We start from the raw sequence: 4527 nt of genomic DNA on the forward strand, positions 1-4527 counted from the left end.
CCTCTTTAGAGGAGGGGTCGGGGAACACGGGGGGAAAAAATCCCCCAAGCAGACGGGAGGCTTTGTTTTTCGACTGTGGGGCCCGGAAGGAGGAGGGGGGGGGAGGGTGGTTTCCCTCTTTCGACGCCGAGAATCGCCCCTGGGTGACGATGGTCGTGCCGTGGAACCGCGAGGACTCCGAAAGCAGGGCCTTCGAAGCCGAGTTGACCGAGAAACTCGAACAGACCATGCCGGCCAAGATGCGTCAGGGGCGGGCCTACTGCCGCGTCGCAGCCAGAGGCGTACCCAGCATGGACGCCTTCGGGAGGATCCTGCCGCAGGTGGTCGAAGTGGCGGCCCAGCAGTACTTGAGACATGCGGCGGTCTACCCGCCCGCCACCGGCGGCGGACACACCGAACGGACACGGTTGATGGGGCCGATGGCGCAGATGAACGACACCCCCGAGACACACGACCCTGCGACGGATGCGGAGGACACGGATGACGGCCAGTCGTGACGGGCGCATCGTCACCTTCTACTCGTACAAGGGCGGCACCGGGCGCACCATGGCCCTGGCCAACACCGCCTGGATACTCGCCGCCAACGGAAAACGGGTACTGGCCGTCGACTGGGACCTGGAGGCGCCGGGGCTCCACCGCTTCTTCCACCCGTTCCTCGACCCCTCGACACTCGGTGCCACCACCGGCGTCATCGATCTGATCACCGAGTACGCGTGGGCCGCGACCAGCCCCGTCCAGCGCGCCGACGACTGGCACCGCGACTACGCGCGTATCCAGCCGCACGCCGTCTCCCTCACCCCCGAGGCACTCGGCTGGGAGTTCCCGCAGGGCGGCACGCTCGACTTCGTCTCCGCCGGGCGGCAGAACCGCGAATACTCCGCGACCGTCTCCACCTTCGACTGGGACAACTTCTACGACCGGCTCGGCGGCGGCCACTTCTTCGACGCCCTGCGCGACGACATGAAGGCCAACTACGACTACGTCCTCATCGACAGCCGGACCGGCCTCAGCGACATCGCCGACATCTGCACCGTCCACCTCCCCGACGTCCTCGTCGACTGCTTCACGCTCAGCGACCAGTCCATCGACGGCGCCGCCTCCGTGGCCCGGCAGATCTCCGAGCGCTACACCGGCCGCCCCATCTCCATCTTCCCCGTCCCGATGCGCATCGACGAGGGCGAGAAGGAGAAGGCGGATGCCGGACGGGCGCTGGCCCGGCTGAAGTTCGACCGGCTGCCGCGCGACCTGTCCGGGGACGAACTCACCGCCTACTGGGGCGCGGTGGAGATTCCGTACCGCCCCTACTACGCCTACGAGGAGACCCTCGCGACCTTCGGCGACGAGGCGGGCCTCACCAACTCCCTGCTCTCCGCCTTCGAACGGCTCACCTCCGTCATCACCGACCAGCAGATCACCTCGATGCCGCAGGTCGGCGAAGAGGTACGGCTGCGCATCCGCGACGCGTTCACCAGGCGCAGGCCCGCGCTGCCGGCCGATCTCTTCCTCAGCTATGTGGCGGAGAACCGGATGTGGGCCGACTGGATCGAATCCGTGCTCACCCGGGCCGGATTCCGCGTCGTACCGCGCGATGTGTCCGCCGGGCGGGAGACCGCCGAGCCGTCGGAGATCACCACCGAGAACGCGACCCGCACCGTGGTGCTGCTCTCCAGCGCCTACCTCAAGTCGCAGCGCGCGGTGAACCTCTGGGACCGGGCCGTCGCGGAGGACCCCGGCGGCGGCCGGCGCCATCTGCTGCCGCTCAGGGTCGGTGACGTACGGCTGTCCGCGCCCTACATCGACCGCAACCCCGTCGACCTCTTCCGGCTCGACGAGGTGCACGCCACCGCCGCCCTGCTGCGCGCCCTGGACCGGCCCGTACAGCTCACCGACGCCGTGTCACCGGGACCGCGCTTTCCGGGCACCGTCCCCAGGATCTGGAACGCTCCGCCGCGCAACCCCGGTTTCACCGGCCGCTCCCTGGTCCTGGAACGGATGCGCGACCAGCTCGGCGGCGGCATGGCCGTCGTGCTGCCGCAGCCGCAGACCCTGTACGGACTCGGCGGCGTCGGCAAGACCCAGGTCGCCCTGGAGTACGTGCACCGCTTCATGGCCGACTACGACCTGGTCTGGTGGATATCGTCCGAGCAGACCGACGACGTGGTGGCCGCGCTCGCCGAGCTCGCGGTCCGGCTCGGCGCCCAGGGCGGCGACGACATGGCGGCGGCCTCCCAGGAGGCCGTGGACCTGCTGCGGCGCGGTGTGCCCTCGGACCGCTGGCTGCTGGTCTTCGACAACGCCGACGATCCCGAACGGCTCCGGCGCTACTTCCCGCAGGGCGGTTCCGGCCACATCCTGGTCACCTCGCGGAACCAGGCCTGGTCCCAGCACGGCGACGCCCTGCCCGTCGACGTCTTCCTGCGCGAGGAGTCCATCGAACACCTTCAGCGCCGGGCCCCGGGGCTGAGCGACGAGGACGCAGCCCAGGTGGCCACCGCGGTCGGTGACCTGCCGCTGGCCGTCGAACAGGCGGCGGCCTGGATCGCGGAGACCGCCACCCCGATCGACACCTATCTGGAACAACTGGCCCGGCAGGCCCCGGAGGTCCTGGCGCTCAACCAGCCGGCCGGATACCCGGAGCCGGTCGCCGCGACCTGGAACATCTCCATCCAACGGCTGAAGGAGCGCTCGCCCGCCGCGGTGCGGCTGCTCCAGCTCTGCGCCTTCTTCGCCCCCGAGCCGATCTCCGGGAACCTCCTGTACAGCAAGGAGATGATCGACGCGCTGAAGCCGTACGACGCCTCGCTCCAGGAGAAGCTGGTGCTGGGCCGGGTCATCCGGGAGATCGGCCGGTTCGCCCTCGCCAAGGTCGACCAGGTCTCCAACTCCATCCAGGTGCACCGGCTCGTCCAGGCCGTCATCCGGGCGCAGCTCAGCGAGGAGGAGCAGCGGGACGCCCGGCACGCCGTCCACCGCATCCTGGCGGGCGCCCGGCCCGACGACGAGAACGAGCCGATCGACAACCCTGCGAGCTGGTCGCAGTTCGCCACGATCTGGCCGCACCTCGGTCCGTCCGATGCCCGCAACTGCAAGGAGCCCGAGGCCCGCAGGCTGCTGATCGACCGGGTTCGTTATCTCTGGAAGCGAGGTGACTTCAGGACCGCCGCCGCTCTCGGTGAGGAGCTGCGTGCCCTCTGGAAGGAGACGCTGGGGGAGCGGGACATCCAGTACCTCTACCTCTGTTTCCACCTCGCCAACGTCTACCGTTCGCGCGGCCGTTATGTGGAGGCGAGGGAGCTCGACGAGATCACCCTGACGATGCAGCAGGAGGTCCTGGGACCGGAGCACCCGCACACGTACATGAGCACCAGCAGCCTGGCGACCGACCTCGGCACGCTGGGTGAGTACACCAGGGCGATCGAGCTGGCGACGGAGGCGACCGACGGGTTCAACCAGATCTTCCACGATTCGCATCCGAGGACCCTGGCGGCGGCCAACAACCTGGCGTTCACCCTGCGGTCCATCGGGCAGTACGCCAAGGCCAGGGAGATCGACCAGGACGTCTTCGACAAGCGGGTCGAGGTGCTCGGCGCGGAGCACCCGTACAGCCTCTCCTCGGCCATGAACCTGGCCCGCGACCTGCGTGACGTCGGGCGGTACGAGGACGCGGTCGGCATCCTCAGCCGCACGTACGACAGCTACAAGGCAACACTCGGCCGGGCCTTCCCGGGCACGCTGAGCGCGGCGAAGAGCCTCGCGGTGTCGCTGCGCCGGGCGGGCAGGCTGGAGGACGCCCGCAGGCTCACGGTGGCCACCCGTGCCAGGTACCGGGCCAAGTACACAGCCGCCAACCCGGAGTCGCTGGCCTGTGACCTCAACATGGCGGCGGACCTGTACGCGGCGGGCGAGACCACCGAGGCCAGGAACACCGCGCAGGAGGTCGTCGACCAGTACATGAAGGTGCCGGGGGAAAAACACCCGTACACCCTGGCCGCCCTGAACAACCTCGGCGTCTACCAGTTGGGGGCCGGCGAGGTGGAGGAGTCGGAACGGGTACTGACCCGGGTGGTCGCTTCGATGCGCGAGGTGTACGGGCCGGAGCACCCCAACACCCTGTTCTGTGTGATGAATCTGGCCAACGCGACGGCTGAGACGGGCAATCTCGACATCGTGCTGGAAACCGAACGGAAGGTGGCTGGACAGCTCAGGCGCGTTCTCGGGGCACACCACCCGGAGACGCTGGCCATGATGTCGAACATGGCGGTCACCCTCGACGCGATGGGGCGTAAGGACGAGGCGATGCGGCTGCGGGCGGAAACGGCCGAGGAACTGTCCCGGCAGCTCGGCGAGGACCATCCGATGAGCCGGATCGCCCGGGACGAGCGCCGGTTCGAGCGTGAACTGGAACCGATGGCGGTATGAGCCCGGGGAGGGGGTGGGGGGGGGGTGGGGGGCCCCCGCTCCCCCCCCCCCTTTTTCTCTCGGGGGGGGGGTTCCCCACACACTCCAGATGCCTTGGCACACGGGTCA

General features: G+C 69.1%; 2 protein-coding genes. Both read left to right on the forward strand.

Annotated features, from left to right (window positions below):
* Window positions 1-497 (forward strand): FxsC protein (fsxC, locus tag ACFV8T_RS10510; protein ID WP_385326341.1); only part of this gene is annotated, 497 nt, incomplete at its 5' end.
* Complete coding sequence (gene fxsT, locus ACFV8T_RS10515) at window positions 481-4419, forward strand: FxSxx-COOH system tetratricopeptide repeat protein (RefSeq protein WP_385326342.1); 3939 nt, start codon at window positions 481-483, stop codon at window positions 4417-4419. The genes fsxC and fxsT, both read left to right, overlap by 17 nt.
* Window positions 4420-4527 lie beyond the last annotated feature (108 nt).

The sequence above is a fragment of the Streptomyces sp. NPDC059832 genome (assembly GCF_042731715.1).
In the GTDB taxonomy this organism is placed as follows: domain Bacteria; phylum Actinomycetota; class Actinomycetes; order Streptomycetales; family Streptomycetaceae; genus Streptomyces.